Source organism: Kitasatospora sp. CB02891 (assembly GCF_002803145.1).
Lineage (GTDB): Bacteria > Actinomycetota > Actinomycetes > Streptomycetales > Streptomycetaceae > Kitasatospora > Kitasatospora griseola.
This window is the reverse complement of the sequence record NZ_NNBO01000009.1, coordinates 263,376-280,113: the sequence shown is the minus strand read 5'-3', so window position 1 is coordinate 280,113 and position 16,738 is coordinate 263,376. Positions and strand designations below refer to the sequence as shown.

Genomic DNA, 16,738 nt, shown 5'->3' with positions numbered 1-16,738 from the left:
TGCGTCAGTATGTCCTGGCCGATCGGGGTGTGGCGAGGATCTTCGCCCCGGCCTAAAGCGGCGCTTGAGTTGAGGCACATGCGGCGCTTAAGTTCGCCTTAAGGTCGCTGATGCGAGGGGGCTGCCCTGTTGGGCCCCGCAGCTGCGGCACTATGATCGGCTGATCGGCCCCCGACAATGTGCCGCGACCGTTCACCACGACCAGGGGAACCCATCCATGCGCAGCGCCAGAAGCCTCCTCGCCGCCACCGCCGTGCTCGCCCTCGCGGCGGCGCTGACCGCGTGCACCGCCAACAACCCGCCGTCGAACAACGGCGCCCCCAAAGTCGACGGCACGGTGACGGTGTTCGCGGCGGCCTCGCTCAAGGAGTCCTTCACCGAGCTCGGCAAGCGCTTCGAGGCCGCCTACCCGGGCGCCAAGGTGAGCTTCAACTTCGGCGGCTCCTCGGCGCTCGCCCAGAGCATCGTCTCCGGCGCGCCCGTGGACGTGTTCGCCGCGGCCAGCCCCGCCACCATGAAGACCGTCACGGACGCCAAGCTGACCGGCGAGGACCCGAGGGTGTTCGTCCGCAACACGCTGGAGATCGCCGTCGCCAAGGGCAACCCGAAGCACATCGGCGGCCTGAAGGACCTCGGCGGGGTGAAGACCGCGCTGTGCGCCAAGGAGGTGCCGTGCGGCGCCGCCGCCGTCACCGCGCTGAAGGCCGCCGGCGTCGAGGTCACCCCGGCCACCTACGAGCAGGACGTCAAGGGCGCGCTGACCAAGGTCGAACTCGGCGAGGTGGACGCCTCGCTGGTGTACCGGACCGACGTGAAGGCGGACGCCGCGAAGATCGACGGCGTGGAGTTCCCCGAGTCCGCGCAGGCCGTCAACGACTACCCGGTCGTCTCCCTCGGCAAGGCGCCCAACGCCAACGGCGCCGCCGCGTTCCTCGGCTACCTGAACTCCATGGACGCCCGCCGGGTGCTCACCGAGGCCGGCTTCCAGGTGCCGTGAGCACGTCCCGAACCACTCCCGCACCACACCCCCGGGGCCGGCGGCGGCCCCGGGGGGCCACCCGCGTCCCCGGCGCGCTGCTGCTGCCCGCCCTGCTCGGCCTCGCCTTCCTCGTGCTGCCGCTGCTCGGCCTGCTGATCCGCGCCCCGTGGAGCGCGCTGCCCGCGCTGCTCACCGGCCCCGAGGTCTGGCAGGCGCTGCGGCTGTCGCTGATCTCCGCGACCGCGGCCACTGGCGTCTCGCTGCTGCTCGGCGTCCCGCTGGCCTGGCTGCTGGCCCGCACCGACTTCCCCGGCCGCCGGCTGCTGCGCGCCCTGGTCACCCTGCCGCTGGTGCTGCCGCCGGTGGTCGGCGGCGTCGCCCTGCTGCTGGTGCTCGGCCGGGCCGGAATCGTCGGGCGCTGGCTGGACGCGGCGACCGGCATCACCCTCCCGTTCACCACCGCGGGCGTCGTCGTCGCCGAGACCTTCGTCGCCATGCCGTTCCTGGTGATCAGCGTGGAGGGCGCGCTGCGCGCCGCCGATCCGCGCTACGAGGAGGCCGCCGCGACCCTCGGGGCGTCCCGGCTGACCGCGTTCCGCCGGGTCACCCTGCCGCTGGTCGCCCCGGGCATCGGGGCCGGCGCGGTGCTCGCCTGGGCGCGCGCGCTGGGCGAGTTCGGCGCGACCATCACCTTCGCCGGCAACTTCCCCGGCCGCACCCAGACCATGCCGCTGGCCGTGTACCTCGCCATGGAGTCGGACCCGCAGGCGGCCATCGCGCTCAGCCTGATCCTGCTCACGGTCTCCATCGCCGTCCTCGCCGGACTGCGCGACCGCTGGATGTCCGCCCCGTGACCACTCTGGATGCCGAACTGCGCGTCGGCCGCGGCGCGTTCACCCTCGACGTGGCGCTCTCCGCGCAGCCCGGCGAGGTCGTCGCACTGCTCGGCCCGAACGGCGCCGGCAAGTCCACCGCGCTGCGCGCCCTCGCCGGGCTGCTCCCGCTGACGGACGGTCACATCACGCTGTACGGCGAGCGGTTGGACTCTCCCGCCGCCGACGTCTTCCGTCCCGCCGAGCAGCGTCCGATCGGCGTGGTCTTCCAGGACTACCTGCTCTTCCCGCACCTGTCGGCGCTCGACAACGTCGCTTTCGGCCTGCGCTGCAAGGGACTTCGCCGCGCCGCCGCCCGCGCCGAGGCGCTGCCCTGGCTGGAGCGGATGGGCCTCGCCGAGCACGCCGGGCGGCGCCCCGCGAAGCTCTCCGGCGGCCAGGCCCAGCGCGTCGCCCTGGCCCGTGCCCTCGCCGTCCGCCCCCGCCTGCTCCTGCTCGACGAGCCGCTGGCCGCGCTCGACGCCCGCACCCGGCTCGACGTCCGCGCCGAACTCCGGCGTCACCTGGCCGAGTTCGAGGCCGTCGCGGTCCTCGTCACGCACGACCCGCTGGACGCGATGGTGCTCGCCGACCGCCTGGTCGTCATCGAGGCCGGCCGGGTCGTCCAGACCGGCCGCCCCGCCGAGGTGGCCCGCCGCCCGCGCACCGACTACATCGCCCGCCTGGTCGGCCTCAACCTGTACCAGGGCGTCGCGGACGGCCGCCGCGTCACCCTTCCCGAGGGACAGGTCCTCGCCACCGACGAGGAGTTGACCGGCCCCGCGTTCGTCGCCTTCCCGCCCGACGCCGTCACCCTGCACCGCCACCGCCCCGAGACCAGCGCCCGCAACCTGTTCCCCTGCACCGTCGCCGGCCTCGACCTCCACGGCGACCGCTTCCGCGTCGACCTCGCCGGCCCGCTCCCCCTCGCCGCCGACCTCACCCCCACCGCCGCGGCCGACCTCGACCTCACCCCCGGCACTCGGGTCTGGGCCGCCGTCAAGGCCACCCAGACCCACGCCTACCCGGCCTGACCTCCCGAGCCGCCCTGCCCGCCCTGCTCGGACGGTGCAACGGAGGCCGGACCGCCGACGCGTTCGACGGCCGACCGGCCCTCCGGCACCGGCTACCATCGGGGCCGAACCTGCCCGTCCCGCACCGGAGTCCAGCTGATGAGCGCACCACGGATCGGCGTCGTGATCGTCACCATGGGCAACCGCCCGCGTGAACTCGCCGCCCTGCTGGACTCGGTGGACCGGCAGGACCTGCCCGCACAGCGGGTGGTGCTGGTCGGCAGTGCCTGCCCGCTCACCGACGTCGACCGGCCGGGGCTGCAGAAGCTGCCGCTCGCCGACAACCCGGGCTGCCCGGGAGCGCGCAACGTCGGGCTGCAGGCGCTGCTGGACGCCGGGGACGTCGACGTGGTGGTGGAGCTGGACGACGACGGGCTGCTGATCGCCGACGACGTGTTCCGGCGGGTCGCCGAACGGTACGCCGCCGAGCCGCAGTTGGGGATCGTCGCGTTCCGGATCGCGGACGAGCACGGCGAGACCCAGCGCCGCCACGTCCCGCGCCTGCGGGCGTCCGACCCGATGCGGGCCGGCCTGGTCACCGCGTTCCTCGGCGGCGGGCACGCCCTCTCGGTGCCGATGCTGCGCCGAACCGGCCTGTGGGCGGGCGAGTTCCGCTTCGGCCACGAGGAGACCGACCTCGCCTGGCGCGCCCTGGACGACGGCTGGACCATCCAGTACGACCCGCAGGTGGTCCTCCAGCACCCGAAGACCTCCCCGGCGCGGCACGCCGTCTACTTCCGCTACACCGCCCGCAACCGCGTCTGGCTGGCCAAGCGCCGCCTCCCCGCGCCGCTGGTCCCGCTCTACCTCGCCACGTGGCTGCTGCTCACCCTCGTCCGCACCCGCTCCCTCCCCGGCCTCGCCTCCTGGTTCGCCGGCTTCGCCGAGGGCCTGCGCACCTCCTGCCCGCCCCGTCACCCGATGCGCTGGCACACCGTCTGGCGCCTCACCCGCCTCGGCCGCCCGCCCCTGATCTGACGTCCTCCCTCCTGTTCGGCGGCCGGGCGGGCGGGGGTGCGTAGAGTGGTCGGCGTGCATCGTGGTGTGCTGCCTCCTCCCGCCGTCTGAGCGGGCAGGCCGGCCGATCGTCGAACGAGTGCCCGGAGACCGCCGTTGACGGCGGGCGTCCCGGGACGGTGTGGGCTGCCCGCTTCCGTGGCCATTGACCATGACGGCATTTCGGGAGTTCACCCGTGTTCTCGCTTCACTCCGCCCTGCCCGCGCGGCGGGGCCTGCTGTACGTCGCACTCGCCGCGACCGCCTGGGGCACCGCCGGGGCGGCGGCCGCGCTGCTGTTCCGGCAGAGCGGCCTGGGACCGCTCGCGTTGACGTTCTGGCGCTCGCTCGGCGGCGCCGCGGTGCTGCTGGCCGTGCGGGTCGGCCGTGGCGGCGGACGGTCCCGGCCCGGGCCGGTCCGGATCCTGTTCAACGGCCTGGGACTGACGCTGTTCCAGGCCGCGTACTTCCTCGCGGTCCGGCACACGGGCCTGGCCGTGGCCACGGTCGTGACGCTGGGTTCGGCGCCGGTGATGGTGGCGCTCGGCGGACGGCTGCTGATGGGCGAACGGCTGGGCCGGGCCGGGGTGTCGGCGATCGCGGGGGCGCTGCTGGGCCTGGCGGTGCTGGTGCTCGGCGGCGGGGCGGACGCCGGGGTGGAGCCGCGCGGCCTGGCCTGGGCGCTGGCCTCGGCGGCCGGGTACGCGGCCATCACCGTGGCCACCCGCCACTGGGCCCGCACCGGCGCCGCGGACGACCCGGCGGTCACCACGCTCTGGTCGTTCGCGATCTGCGCGGCCTGCCTGGCCCCGTTCGGGTACGCCGAGGGCCTGCTGCCGACGGCGCACGCGCTGCCGTCCACGCTGCTGCTGCTCGGGTACTTGGCGACGGTGCCGACCGCCCTCGCCTACGCGCTGTACTTCGCGGGCGCGGCGGTGATCCGCGCCGCCACCGCATCCGTGGTGGCGCTGATCGAGCCGCTGAGCGCGACGGTGATCGCCGCCGCGGTGCTGGACGAGCCGCTCACGCCGTCCGCACTGCTCGGCACGGCGGTGCTGCTGCTGTCGGTGGTGGCGCTGGCCCGCGCGGAGCTGCGGGCCGCCTGAGCCAACGCCCGTCAGGTCGGGCGGGCCGGATCCGGTCACCCGGCCTTCGGGCCGCCCGGCGCCTGCGCCCCGGCCTGCTGGTAGAGCGTCACCAGCAGGCCGTGCACCGGCTCGCCCTCCGGGTCCTCCTCCGTCTCCTCCACCAGTGCGGCCAACGTCTCCGCGAGCCGCGCCGCTCTGGCGGGGCTGAGCCGGATGTGACGCAGCGTCAGGACGTGTTCGACGGGCGAGCGCTCCAACTCCTGGGCGACGGCGCCGAGCAGCGCGGCCGTGCCCTCGGCGCGCGGTTCGGCGACGAAGAGCCGCTCGGCCGTCCGCCGGTAGTACTTCTCGGTGCCGCCGCGCACCCGTCGCGTCCCCGCCTCCTGGACCAGCCCCGCCTCGCACAGCACCCTGAGGTGGTGGGAGACGCTGCCCTTGTTCACCCCGAGCTGCGCGGCGAGCCGGCTGATCGTCGACGGCCGGGCGCTCAGGGCGAAGAGCAGGCGCTGGCGCACGGGATGGGCCAGCGCGGTGTGCTGCGCGGAGGTGCTGATCTGCTGGACGTCGCCGCTGGGTTGATTGTTCATCAGATCAAGCGTTAAGCATGTTTGACGCTTTGGCAAGCCACTGCTCTACTCCCTGTCATGACCTCCACCACCGCGCGGCCCACGCTGGACACCGACGCCGTCGTCGAGTCGCTCGCCGACCTGGTCGCCGAGCACTACGTCTTCCCCGACACGGCCGGGCAGTTGGCGGCGCTGCTCCTGAGCCGCCTCGCCGAGGGGTGCTACCGGACCGAATCCGCCCAGGAGTTGGCCGAAACGGTCACGACGGATCTGCGGTCGGTCAACGGCGACCTGCACCTTTCCCTCAAGTACCACGCGGTGCCCGCGCCGCCGGAGCGGGGCGCGGCGGCCCTGGCCGCGATGCGCCGGGAGTTCGACGCGACCCTGGGCGGGATTCCGCGGGTCGAACTCCTCGACCACGGCATCGCGGTCCTGGAGATCGCACCGAACATGTTCCCGCTGGACTGGGCGGCGCAGCCGCTGGCGGCGGCGCTCTCCCTGGTGGCACCGGCCCGGGCCCTCGTCCTGGACCTGCGCCGCAACGTCGGCGGCGATCCGGACACGGTCGCCTTCGTCTGCGGCTACCTGCTCGACGGCCGCACCCACCTCAACACCATGCTGTCGCGGCAGGGAGAGGTGGCCGAGCAGTCCTGGACGCCCCCGTTCGTCCCCGGCGCCCGCTTCGGCGGCAGCAAGCCGCTCTACGTACTGACCAGCGGGAACACCTTCTCCGCGGGCGAGGAACTCGCCTACGACCTGCAGCAGCTCGGCCGCGCCGAGATCGTCGGCGAGACCACCCGGGGCGGCGCGCACCCGCGCGAGGGTTGGACGGTGCACCCGAACCTGGAGCTCTCCGTGCCCGTCGCCCGCGCGGTCAACCCGGTCTCGGGCGCCAACTGGGAGGGCACCGGCGTCCGGCCCGACGTGCCGTGCCACGCCGACGCGGCGCTCGACCGCGCGCTGGCCCGGGCCGCGGCACGCCTGGCCTGAACCCTTCCGGCCGCACCTGACCCCGCCCCGCCGGCTGCGCCGCCCTCGTAGGCTGATGCGGCGTCAATCGGAGTGCGGGGCCGGGTGGTCGGCGACGGCGGTGCAGCCGGTGGAAGTCACCGGGCCGGCGGAAGACCGGCGCGACGCCGATTCACAGCTCCGCCTCCGGGGGGAGCCGGTGGACGCCCGGGAGGTGGGGATCCAGCTCGCCGGGCTCGAACCGGCACATGCCGACGGCGTGCCAGAACTCCCCGGCGACATCGCCTTCGCACTTGTACGCGCCGGACGGCAGCAGCGCCGCCCAGCCGTCGGGCGAGCCGAGCAGCGTCGCCAGGGCGGCGGGCCGACCGTCGGGGCGGATCCGCCAGAGCCGTACGGTGCCGTCCTCGCCGCCGCTGGCGAGCAGCGAGCCGTCCGGGCTGAAGGTGACTGCGAGGATCCGGCCGGTGTGGCCGCGCAGGCCGGCCAGCTCCTCGCCGGTGCGCGGGTCCCACAGCCGGACCACCCGGTCGTCCCCCGCGGTGGCGAGCAGCGGCCGGGAGGGGTGGGCGGCCGCGGTCCAGAGCCGCCCGATGTGGCCGGCCAGTCGGTGCCGGACCACGCCGTCGCCCCAGATCAGGGCGGTGCCGTCCCAGGAGGCGCTGGCCAGCCAGGAGCCGTCGGGCGCCAGTGAGACGGCGTACACGCGGTCGGTGTGGCCGTCGAGTTCGGCCTCGACCCGGCCGGTGCCGAGGTCGGCGATCCTGACCCGGTGGTCGTCGCAGCCGGTGAACAGGCGTCGGCCGTCCGGGCTGAACGCGATCGAGCGGACCCGTCCCCGGTGCTCACGCAGGGTGGTGAGGTGGGCCCCGGTGCGGCGGTACCAGACCCGGACGGTGTCGTCGTCGTTGGCGGTGGCGACCAGGACGCCGTCGGGACTGAACGCCTCGGCCCAGACGTGTTCGGTCTCCATGTCCATCTCGCGCAGGTACTCGCCGCTCCGGGCGTTCCAGAGGCAGAGGTCGCCGTCGTTGGTGGCGGTGGCGAGGACCGTCTCCTCCGGGCTGAACTCGGCGGAGACCAGTCGGCTGCTGCGGCCGGAGAGCTCGCGCAGCCGGCGGCCGGTGGCGGGCTCCCAGAGCCGGACCACGCCGTCGTTGCCCCCGGCGGCGAGCAGGGCGCCGTCACCGCTGAAGCTGAGCGAGCCGATCCGGCGGCCGTGGCCGCGCAGGAGCTGGCGGCTGCGGCCGGAGGCCGGGTCCCAGAGCCGGACCAGCCCGTCGTTGCCGCCGGTGACCAGCAGCGCGTCGGTCTCCGCGCTCCCCCGGCCCGCGCCGGGACGGAACCGGCACGCCCAGACCGAGCCCCGGTGCTCGGGCGGCTGGCGGCGCAGCGGCGCCACCTTGTAGCCGCCGCTGCGGGTCGCCGGGGCGCGGCCCGGCCGGCCGGCGCCGTCGGCCCGGATGGCCCGGGAGACCTGCCAGATCCGCACCCCGCCGTCGCTGTCGCTGGCGGCCAGCCGGGTGCCGGCCTCGTCGAACGTGACCTGGTAGATCTTGCCGGCCGAGTCCTCCAGCCGTTCGGCGGGCGTGCCGTCGAGCGGGTTCCAGAGCCGGACCTGGCCTTCGGTGTCGCCGCTGGCCAGCAGGTCGCCGTCGGGGTGGAACGCGAGGGTGTAGATCCGTCCGGCATGGCCGGACAGGGTGTGCAGCAGGCGTCGCCCGGCGGCGTCCCAGATCCGTACGCTGCCGCCGACGCCGTCGTCGTGGCCGCCGTCGGCGGTGGCGACCAGGGCGCCGTCCGGGCTGAACGCGGATCGGTAGACGGTGCCCCGGTGGCCGGGGAGCACAGCGCGCCGACGGCCGGTGGCGGTGGACCACAGCCGGGCTCCGCCGCCGGAGTCCCCGGTGACCAGCAGGGTGCCGTCGGGGCTGAACACCGCCGTGTAGACGGGCGCGGCGTGGCCGCGCAGGCGGTGCAGCGGGCGGCCGGTGGCGGTGTCCCAGAGGGTGACGACGCCGTCCGGGTCGCCGGTGGCGACCAGTCGGCCGTCCGGTCCGAGCGAGACCGGCCAGACGCCGCCGGGGTGGACGTCGAGGCGGTGCCGGCACTCCCCGGAGACCTGGTCCCAGAGCCGGACGGTGCCGTCGGCGCTGCCGGTGGCCAGCACGTCGCCGGCGAACTTGACCGCGTAGACCCGCCCGCTGTGGTCCTTGAGGGTGCGCAGGGCGACTCCGGTGACGGCGTCGCAGACCAGCACGCTGCCGTCCTCGCTGCCGACCGCGAGCAGTCGGCCGTCGGGGCTGAAGGCGACGGGCTCGGGCAGCCGGGTGGAGCGCACGTCGAAGCCGTACGGGACGCCCACCTCCGAAGGGCTGAACCCGGCCTCGACGGGCAGTCCCGGGGCGATCGCGGCGGCCCGCAGCTCCGGCGCGGCCATCACCTCCGGATCGGTGACGGCCGAGATCAGGGCGGCCCGCTGCCAGCGGCTGCCCTGCAGGCGGGCGCCGCGCAGATCGGTGCCGAGCAGCCGGGCGCCGCGCAGGTCGGCCGAGCGCAGGTCGGCGCCGGACAGGTCGGCGGAGTCGAGCCGGGCCCCGGCCAGGGTCGCCCCGCGCAGGTCGGCGCCGGACAGGTCGGCGCCGAGCAGGCGGGCGTCGGTCAGGTCCGCGCCGGACAGGTCGACGCCGGACAGGTCGCGGTGCGAGAGGTCCTCGCCGGCCAGGGGCGCGCCGCGCAGGACGGTGTGCGCGGGGACCCGCAGGCGGTCCAGCACCTTGATGGCGTTGAGCCGGGCCGCCTCGCCGCTGTCCTGGGCGCCGTCCAGGACGGAGCGGGCCCAGTTCTGGCAGGCCTGGCGGTCGGCGAGGTCGCAGAGGAACTCGACGGCGAGTCGGCTGAGCGGGCCGCGGGCGAGCAGTTCCGGATCGCCGCTCGCCAGGGCGGCCGCGGCGGCCCGGGCCACCAGCCACTCCACCACCGAGCCGTGGATGAAGTGGAACATGCCCTCGTCGGAGCGGACCAACAGGCTGCCGGAGCCGACGGCGTGCGCGACCTGCGGGGTGGGCATCGGGCTGTCGGCCAGGCCGCTGAGCACCCCGGCGATGTCGACGATCTCGTCCAGCGAGATGGCGGTGCGGCCGCTCTCCCACAGCCGCACCGCGAGCAGGGTGACGGCCTGCCAGAGCTGTTCCAGGCGCAGGCCGGGGGCGGCGCCCGGCCCACCGTCGCCGCGCCGTTCCTCGAACCGCAGCCAGGAGGTGAAGAGTTCCTGGTAGAGGCCGGCGGCGCTGAGCGCCCGGCCGGCGCCCGCGACGGTGCGCAGCCGGTCGTGGTCGAGGTCCGCGACGAAGCTGAGCAGCCGGGGGTTGCGGCAGAGCGCGAGCAGGTCGGGGATGGCCTCCAGCAGCCGCATCCGGCGGGCGGCGGCATCCGGGTCGCCGTACCGGTTGGCGAGGTAGCTGCGGATCTGGTGCGGGGTGAAGTCCTGGACGGCGACCAGCCTGCGCTGCGGAAGCAGGCCGACCCGTTCGCCGAGCGCGGTCAGCACCTGTTCGTGCGAGCGGAAGTGCTGGGTCCGGCTGGTGACGACGATCTTGGCGTTGTCGACGGCGGCGTCCAGCAGCACCTGGAGGTGGTCGGCGGCGCGCTCGTAGCTGACCCGGTTGACCAGTTCGTCGAAGCCGTCGAAGAGCAGCACGACGCGGCCCTGCCGGAGCATGTAGCGGAACGTCCGCAGGTCGAGGGAGTCGATGCCGTGCTCCGTCAGGTGGGCGGCCACCAGGCCGTCCAGCGAGTGCGCCTTGTCGAGTGCGCTCAGGTCGATGAACAGCGGTGTCAGGTACGGGAGTTCGGTGGGGATGCGGCGGGCCGTCTCGCGCAGGGCGAAGGTCTTGCCGCGGCCGAAGTCGCCGAGCAGCAGGACGAACCGGCCGTGGTCGGAGTCGAGCAGCCGGAGCAGCTCGTCGACCAGGCCGTCGCGTTCCTCGGCGCCGGGCCGTTCGGCGTCGCGGTAGCGCTGCGGCAGGTAGAGGCCGGGCTGGTACTGGCTGTCGGCGGCGAGCCGCTCGCTCTGGGCCGAAACGTAGTCGCGCAGGTCCAGCAGGCCCTGGAACTCCAGGAAGCTGCGCAGCCGCACCCCGCGGCGGCGGGCCCGCTCGCGCAGGGCCAGGGACGGCGGCGGGCCGTCGTGGACGAGTTCGGCGTCCGGGGCGGCGCCGTCGGCGTGCACCTCGTCGATGAAGCGGTCGACGTCCTCCGGCGTCGGGGTCCGCACGCTGACGGCCACCCGCTGCTGGCGGACCAGGCCGGACTCGGCCCAGGTCACGAAGAGCTGCGGCGGGGGGCCCGCCACCTCGCGGATCTGGGCGCCCCGGTGGCGGGTGCGGCACACCTCGGCGACCCGGGCCAGCAGGGTGTCCAGCGGCGAGGCCAGCCTGCGGACCTCGCGCTCCGCCCCGGCGGCAGGGCGGGCCTCGGCCACCTGCGGCGGTTCGACGGTCGGGGCCCGGTCGGCCGGTACGGGCGCCGGGAACACCCGCCCGGCCCGGCGCCAGGGGACGGCCGCCCGCAGGGGCTCGGCGCCCGGGTCGGACCAGCGGGTCAGCCCCTCGCGGGTGAGCCGGAGCAGTTGGTGGCCGCCCGCGGCCGGGGCGGCGAGCACGGTCACCTCGCCGGCCGAGGTCGCCAGCGTCCCGACGCCGCTGCGCGCGGCGGCCGGGCCGTTCAGCAGCAGGTTGAGCCGGGGCGCGGTCAGCCGGGTGAACCGGTCCGCGTCGCGGAGCGGTTCGTCGGCCGGTCCGCCGCGCGTGGGGTGGGCGGCGGCCACCGGGTGGCGCATCGCGCCGATCCGCAGCCAGCCGTCGTTCTCGTACGGGCGCAGCGCCTGGGCGAACCAGGCCGCCTGTTCGGGGCCCAGCCAGCCGTACCGGTCGTCGGGCCGGTGGGACCAGGCCATCGAGGAGTTCAGGCCGGCGACGACGACGCCCAGTTCGGGGACGGGGAAGAGGGTCCACGGCTGGGCGCTGTCGAAGACCACGTCCAGGCCCTGGTAGAACTCCTGGAACAGCCGTGAGTAGTGCCGCCACTTGGGCCAGTACGGCGGGGCCGGCCGCAGTTCGTCGGCCTCGCAGGTGGCGAAGTAGGCGCGCGAGGCGGCCTGGCTGACGTCCTGTCCGCCGGGGACGATCGCCACCCGGTGCGGCTCCAGGCCCAGCAGGGTGCGCATCCCGCTGAGGAAGGAGAGCGCCTGCTCGCACTCGCGGGGGCTGCCCGAGGCGGTGAGGTCGCCGGTGACCACGACCAGTTCGGGCGCGGGGGCGCCGAAGTCGGCGAGCTCCACCAGGTCGCCCCAGACCGCGGCCTGGAGGTCGGCGGGGTCGTTGCCCCGGCCGAACCCGGGGCCGGCCAGGTGCAGCACCGTCACCGCCTCGCCCCCGCCGGCCCGGCCGGCCGCCAGCGGGTACTCGGGCTGGACGGACGGCCTGCGCCGGGCCGTCCGGCCGGCGGCGCCGGCCGCCCCGGGTGCGGCGGCCGGCGTCCGGGCGGCCGGCGAGAGCGTGCCGGGTGCGTCGGCGGGGCCGAGCGCGCCGCCCGGGTAGCCGGGGCGCAGCTCGGGCCGGGAGCGGCCGTCCATGGCCGCCGCGACCCGGGTGAGCAGGAGCTGCCGGGCGTCGGCCGGTTCGTTGACGCCGACCAGGTCGATGTAGGTGAGGGTGGCGAGCAGGCCGTCCACCGGGATGTCCTCGATCCGGACGGTGACCAGGCGGCGTTCCGGGGCGTCCGGGTCCGCGCGCAGGGCGGCCTGCCACTCCATCCGGCCGTAGCGCGAGCGCTCGTAGTGGCGTGAGAGCAGGGCGATGACCGCCGCGGACTCGGTGATGCCGCGGTCCATGAAGTCGACGAAGTTGGTGCCGGGGACGAAGTCCCACGCCTGGAGGAACGCCCGGTAGCCGGCCTCCTCCAGCGTCCACGCGATCCAGGACGCCCAGCGTTCGTCGGCCGGCGAGTAGCTGATGAAGAAGTCGATCGGCCCGGGGCCACCCGGGATCGCGTCAAGAGCCCCCATACGGAGAACATATGACCGCCCCGGACGGGAGTAACCGTCTTTCCCCGCAACGCTTTTGGGCGATTCCGGGGTGCTCTCCGTTGACCGAGGCCCGGTCGACGACCGGCCGGGCGCGCGGGCGGGCCGACGGCGGCCTCGACCCTCGACGGCGGCTGTGCGACCCTGGCGTCCGTGTTTGCGTACTGGCTCGCCGCCCGGCGGCTGCACCCGCTCGACCTCCTGGCCGGCGGTCTGCTCGCCCTCGGCCTCCTCCTCCTCGCCACCGGGCTGCTCCCGGCGGACTCCGCCGGGGCGGCCGTGCAGCGGATCGCGCCGCTGCTCGCCTTCCTGGGCTCGGTGGTCGTGCTGGCCGAACTGACCGGCGCCGCCGAGGTGTTCGACGTGCTCGCGACCCGGGTGGCGCGGGCCGGCCGGGGCAGCTACCCGGTGCTGTTCCTGCTGTGCGTGGGTTTCGCCGCGCTCACCACAGCCGTCCTCAACCTGGACACCACCGCGGTGCTGCTCACCCCCGTGATGCTGGCGCTCGCCACCCGGGTGGGCATCGCGCCGCTCCCGCTGGCGATGACCACGGTCTGGCTGGCCAACACGGCGAGCCTGCTGCTGCCGGTCTCCAACCTGACCAACCTGCTGGCCGCCGACCGGGTCGCGCTCTCCAGCGCCGGGCTGGCGCGGGCGATGTGGGCGCCGCAACTGGCCGCCCTGCTCGCCACCATGGCGTGCCTGTGGGGGTTCTACTGGCGGCGCGGGCGGCGGGGCGCGGACGGGTACCGGCCGCCGGCGGTCCGGCGGCCCAAGGATCCGGTGCTGTTCCGGATCTGCGCGCTGGCCTGCGCCGGGTTCCTGGCGGGCAGTCTGCTGGCCCCCGTACCGCTCTGGGTGGCCTCGGGCGCGGCGGCCGCGGTGGTCGTCGCGGCGTATGCCGTGCGCCGTCCGGAGGGGCTGCGCGCCTCGTTGATTCCGTGGCGGCTGCTGGTCCTGGTGCCCGGGATGTTCCTGGTGGTGCAGGCCGTGGACGCGCACGGACTGCACCGGCTGCTCGCTGCGGCGGTCGGCGACGACGCCGGGCCGCTGGGCCTGTTCCGGGCCTCGGCGGTCGGTGCGGGGCTGTCCAACCTGCTCAACAACCTGCCGGTCTACCTGGCCGGGGAGGCCGCGGTGCCGGCCGGCAACCACCAGCAGCTGCTGGCCCTGCTGATCGGCACCAACATCGGCCCGCTGATCGCCCCCTGGGCCTCGCTGGCCACCCTGCTCTGGTACGAGCGCTGCCGCTCGGCGGGCCTGCGGGTGCCGCTGCGGAGCGTGGCCGGGACCGGGGCCGTGCTCGCCGTCGGTGGCGTGGCACTGGCCACCGCGGCACTCGCGGTGGTGGGCTCCGCCTGAGCCCCCGCACAAGGAATCCTGCGGGGGCCGGCTTCGAGGCGGGGAACCGACGGATCACGGCCCTGCGGCGGCTCCTTCGGGTCCGGCCGGCCGGGCGGCGCGGGCCACCAGGTCGAGCAGGTGCGGCACGACCTCCGCCCGGCCCGCGACGTAGCTGCGGGCCGTGTCCGGCTGCCCGATCCGCGCGTCGAACCCGCTGCCGTCGAGCGCCCGGACCACCAGTCCCGCCTCGGTCGCCAGCAGGATCCCGGCGGGCAGATCGATCTCCTCGGCCCGGTAGCCGACGAAGCCGTCGATCAGCCCGCACGCCAGCAGCGACCAGGTGAGCAGCGGCGCCCAGAGCTGGAGCACCCGGCGGGCGCCGCCCTCCAGACCGTCCTTGAGCGCCCGGGCCACCGGATCGTCGCGCGCCACCCCGTGCCCCTGCGTCCAGCCGAGCACCGGGCGGCCGGACCGCGGCGGGCGGGCGGCGGCCCGCAGTCGCCCGGACGGGCCGTACGCCCCGCCGCCGTGCACGGCCCGCCAGGTCCGGCCGGCGACCGGGTCGTGGACCACGCCGACGACCGGCTCGTCGTCCAGGCAGAGCGCGATGCCGACCACGTAGGCGGGCAGGCCGATCACCACGTTGTTGCTGCCGTCCAGCGGGTCGACCAGCCAGGTGCGGCGGGAGCCCGGCCGGTCGGCCGCGGTACCGCCCTCCTCGGCCAGGATGCGGTCCGCCGGGAACCGCTCGGCCAGTCGGCGGGTGACCAACTCCTCGGCCAGGAGGTCGAGTTCGGTGACGACATCGCCGTCGTCCCCTTTGCTGCGCACGCGGAACGCGTCCAGGAAGCGGGCCCGCAGCAGGGCGCCCGCCTCCTCGGCGGCCCGCACCGCGGTCCGGCACTCGTCCGCGAAGGCGGCCGGCCGGGCTCCCTCACCCGACGCTGTCGCGTCCACTGATCCTCCTGGCCGCCTCGCCGGCGATCCGGGCCGTCCGGGCCGCGTCGCAGCGCCGTCGCACCACCCGGCGGGCGGCGCCGTCCACCGGCCCCAGCACCACGTCCACCGGACCCGGCACCGTCCGGCCGAGGACGACGGTGGCGGCGGGCGCGGCGTCCGGCAGCATCGTGGCGTGGAACTCGCCGGCGCCCAAGGTGTACGTCTCGCCGCGTGCGCTGGTCTGCTCGGCCAGCGGCTCCCAGCGGACCAGCCGCGGGCTCGGGCGGATCTCGTCCGTCCCTCCGGCGCTGTGCACCTCGAACGCCCGGTGGGTCGGCCGGGCGGGCTCGTCGTACACCCCCACCCGCAGGTTGCCGATCCGGCCGTAGAGCACGCTGCTCTTCAACTCCCAGCTGTGGCAGTGGATTTCGTACTCGGCCCCGACCGGGGCCGGGTCGAAGACGTGCACGCACACGCCGTACGCGCCGTCGCGCAGCACCGGCAGGCAGTAGAAGCCCAGCGGGTGCACGACCGCGCGCAACGGCCGCGCGCCGGAGGCCACCTCGGCCAGCAGGCCCCCGACCAGACCGTCCAGGCCGGGCGCGGCGGCGGTGGACCCGGCGGCCCGTTCGAGCGCCGTGTAGAGGTTCGTCATCTCCTCTGCCCTCCCCCAGCGGGCGCGGCGTGCGCGGCTACCGTCGGTACGGGTTCTCCGCGTGCAGCGCCCGGTCGATGATGTCGCTGACGTCCCGGTCCGAGAAGGCGGTCGGCAGCGGGATGCGCAGGTGCTCGAACAGCCGCCGGACCTCGTCCGCCGTCGGGTCGTCGCCCAGCGGTTCGGTGTCCCGGAGGTCGAGTTTCACCGCCTGCTCCCGGTAGTGGTGCAGTTCGGTGACGTAGTAGTCGTACAGCGGGCGGCCGCGTTCGACGCAGATGCTGACCCGCTGCGGGTCGTCCTGGGTGATGATCAGGCAGGAGGCGGAGACGTCGAACCGGAGCGACGGCGCCACCTCCGAGAGGTGGACGTCGATCTCCAGGGTGTCCAGGCGCTGCCGGTACCAGGCGGCGGCCAGCACGGTCGCGTACGACTCCTTCCGGGTGCGCTCCACGCTCCAGCCCGTGTCGTTCCTCCCGAGCGCACCGTCCGCCCGGTTCGCGAAGGTGCCCCGGAACCGCGCGTACGCGGCGCAGACCGCCTCGTTGCCCGGGTGCACGATGTCGATCTTCACGGTGAGCGCGCGGCGGCGACGGCGGGCCTCCTGGACGCACTCGGGCAGCGTGACCGCCCGCAGGTAGGTGCCGGTACCGCCCTTGAACACCCACCGGTCGGTGTCCTGCCGGGCCCGCTCCAGCGCCCGCTCCAGGTCGACGCCGGCCAGTTCGCGCACCGACGCCAGGTTCTCCAGCGCCTGCCGGGCGCCCTCCGTCGCCTCCCGGATGTCCACCACCCGCCGGCGGCGCTCGGCCAGCGAGCCGTACACCACGGCCGCCAGCACCAGCAGCGTGGCACCGGAGACGACGTTGTCGCCCAGATCCCCGCCGAGCAGGTCGAGCAGACCGACGGCCAGCGCCCCGAGCAGGGCCACCACGCCGTCCGAGTTCCTGAGCCCCCAGGCGATCGCGCTCTCCAGCCGCCGGCCGGGACCTGCACCCCCGCGCACCACGCCGACACCTCCTTCGACGGTCAACATGGTAGGCGCGAGGGCGAGTTGGCGACAGCACGCGGCCGGTCGGATCGGGGTCGCGAACCGGCCCGGGTCGGGCTGCGGGCCGCCCCGGGCACCCGCACCGAACTCCTGACGGGCGGTCCGGCGGAGTGCACGGGCG

12 protein-coding genes are annotated in these 16,738 nt (G+C 75.3%); 7 read left to right on the top strand and 5 right to left on the bottom strand.

The features are described from left to right. Positions 1-217 precede the first annotated feature (217 nt). From modA to CG736_RS21615, 5 genes are all read left to right on the top strand, one after another. A complete protein-coding gene (gene modA, locus CG736_RS21635; protein WP_100587837.1) occupies positions 218-997 on the top strand; it encodes a molybdate ABC transporter substrate-binding protein in 780 nt (259 codons plus the stop codon). Next, positions 994-1,833, top strand: coding sequence for an ABC transporter permease (locus tag CG736_RS21630; protein ID WP_100587836.1), 840 nt, complete (start codon positions 994-996; stop codon positions 1,831-1,833). Before modA ends, CG736_RS21630 begins: the two co-directional genes overlap by 4 nt. Then, positions 1,815-2,885, top strand: a complete 1,071-nt coding sequence (locus CG736_RS21625; RefSeq protein WP_100587910.1) for an ABC transporter ATP-binding protein — start codon at positions 1,815-1,817, stop codon at positions 2,883-2,885. Before CG736_RS21630 ends, CG736_RS21625 begins: the two co-directional genes overlap by 19 nt. Positions 2,886-3,023: 138 nt before the next feature. Next, positions 3,024-3,902, top strand: a complete 879-nt coding sequence (locus CG736_RS21620; RefSeq protein ID WP_100587835.1) for a glycosyltransferase family 2 protein — start codon at positions 3,024-3,026, stop codon at positions 3,900-3,902. A 215-nt stretch (positions 3,903-4,117) separates the two neighbouring features. Further along, positions 4,118-5,026, top strand: a complete 909-nt coding sequence (locus tag CG736_RS21615; protein WP_100587834.1) for a DMT family transporter — start codon at positions 4,118-4,120, stop codon at positions 5,024-5,026. Between the two features lie 35 nt (positions 5,027-5,061). On the opposite strand, the gene CG736_RS21610 is transcribed toward CG736_RS21615, so the two are convergent. After that, positions 5,062-5,595 carry a winged helix-turn-helix domain-containing protein gene (locus CG736_RS21610; protein ID WP_100587833.1) on the bottom strand — a complete coding sequence of 178 codons (534 nt, stop codon included), beginning with the start codon at positions 5,593-5,595 and terminating at the stop codon, positions 5,062-5,064. Positions 5,596-5,652: 57 nt separating this feature from the next. Between CG736_RS21610 and CG736_RS21605 the strand changes: the two genes are divergently transcribed. Continuing rightward, entirely contained in the window at positions 5,653-6,564 is a 912-nt protein-coding gene (locus tag CG736_RS21605; protein ID WP_100587832.1) for a S41 family peptidase, read from the top strand. 151 nt (positions 6,565-6,715) lie between these two features. On the opposite strand, the gene CG736_RS21600 is transcribed toward CG736_RS21605, so the two are convergent. Then, complete coding sequence (locus tag CG736_RS21600; protein WP_100587831.1) at positions 6,716-12,610, bottom strand: TIR domain-containing protein; 5,895 nt, start codon at positions 12,608-12,610, stop codon at positions 6,716-6,718. A gap of 171 nt (positions 12,611-12,781) precedes the next feature. On the opposite strand from CG736_RS21600, the gene CG736_RS21595 reads away from it, so the two are divergent. Then, on the top strand, positions 12,782-13,990 hold the full coding sequence (locus CG736_RS21595; RefSeq protein WP_100587830.1) for an SLC13 family permease: 1,209 nt from the start codon (positions 12,782-12,784) through the stop codon (positions 13,988-13,990). 54 nt (positions 13,991-14,044) lie between these two features. On the opposite strand, the gene CG736_RS21590 is transcribed toward CG736_RS21595, so the two are convergent. From CG736_RS21590 to CG736_RS21580, 3 genes are read right to left on the bottom strand one after another with little or no spacing between them, the layout of a single operon-like run. Continuing rightward, positions 14,045-14,929 (bottom strand): inositol monophosphatase, encoded by an 885-nt coding sequence (locus CG736_RS21590; protein ID WP_100587829.1) that lies wholly within the window; start codon positions 14,927-14,929, stop codon positions 14,045-14,047. Beyond that, positions 14,907-15,566, bottom strand: coding sequence for a hypothetical protein (locus tag CG736_RS21585; protein WP_100587828.1), 660 nt, complete (start codon positions 15,564-15,566; stop codon positions 14,907-14,909). Before CG736_RS21585 ends, CG736_RS21590 begins: the two co-directional genes overlap by 23 nt. A 37-nt stretch (positions 15,567-15,603) precedes the next feature. Further along, positions 15,604-16,575 carry a hypothetical protein gene (locus tag CG736_RS21580; protein WP_232734103.1) on the bottom strand — a complete coding sequence of 324 codons (972 nt, stop codon included), beginning with the start codon at positions 16,573-16,575 and terminating at the stop codon, positions 15,604-15,606. Positions 16,576-16,738 lie beyond the last annotated feature (163 nt).

What these genes read in the sequence shown, in the direction of transcription:
- modA (WP_100587837.1), top strand. Translation starts at nt 218, where the DNA reads ATGCGCAGCGCCAGAAGCCTCCTCGCCGCCACCGCCGTGCTCGCCCTC.
- CG736_RS21620 (WP_100587835.1), top strand. Translation starts at nt 3,024, where the DNA reads ATGAGCGCACCACGGATCGGCGTCGTGATCGTCACCATGGGCAACCGC.
- CG736_RS21610 (WP_100587833.1), bottom strand. Translation starts at nt 5,595, where the DNA reads ATGAACAATCAACCCAGCGGCGACGTCCAGCAGATCAGCACCTCCGCG.
- CG736_RS21605 (WP_100587832.1), top strand. Translation starts at nt 5,653, where the DNA reads ATGACCTCCACCACCGCGCGGCCCACGCTGGACACCGACGCCGTCGTC.
- CG736_RS21600 (WP_100587831.1), bottom strand. Translation starts at nt 12,610, where the DNA reads ATGGGGGCTCTTGACGCGATCCCGGGTGGCCCCGGGCCGATCGACTTC.
- CG736_RS21585 (WP_100587828.1), bottom strand. Translation starts at nt 15,566, where the DNA reads ATGACGAACCTCTACACGGCGCTCGAACGGGCCGCCGGGTCCACCGCC.